The organism is Chryseobacterium sp. HMWF035 (genome assembly GCF_003094695.1).
GTDB classification, from domain to species: domain Bacteria; phylum Bacteroidota; class Bacteroidia; order Flavobacteriales; family Weeksellaceae; genus Chryseobacterium; species Chryseobacterium gambrini.
Genome location: NZ_QEHP01000146.1, coordinates 14,688 through 15,161, shown reverse-complemented (window position 1 = coordinate 15,161; position 474 = coordinate 14,688). Strand labels below are relative to the sequence as shown.

1 pseudogene is annotated in these 474 nt (G+C 35.2%); it reads right to left on the bottom strand.

Annotated elements, in window-relative coordinates:
- Positions 1 to 451: pseudogene (locus DD829_RS22725) on the bottom strand (hypothetical protein); the annotation flags it as partial.
- Positions 452 to 474: the final 23 nt, after the last annotated feature.

Here is a 474-nt window from a genome sequence, read left to right as displayed (position 1 = left end):
GCATGAGTGTTTCCTTAGCATAGAAATCTTTTTGTGTGGTTACCTGATAAACCAAATTATCCCAAAGACCTGAATCTATTGCAGGCATTGCTTTTTTAATTGTTACCAAATAGTCTTTGTATTCCTTGATTTTAGCATCAAATTCCGCCTTGGACGCTGTTGCTTTATTTCTCGCTACCCATACTGCCAGATCATAAAATACAGAATCCTTTGCTTTTAAGGTTTGTTCTGTTTCTACAGTTAACGGAAGGGAAGATGGAGACTCACAAAGTTTTTGCAAGGAAGTTGATGCGTTCAGCTTTTGGTCAAATACTCCTTTCTGGGTATCTTTTCTAAAGATAAATCTTCTTTCCAAATTTTTAGGATCAGATAACTCCGCATTTCTGCTGGTCGCGAATCTAAAAAGCGTCTGCGATGCGTTATTATTAGTATTTAAATTGTTTGTTGACATTTTTTTGTAAATTTGTTTTGTTT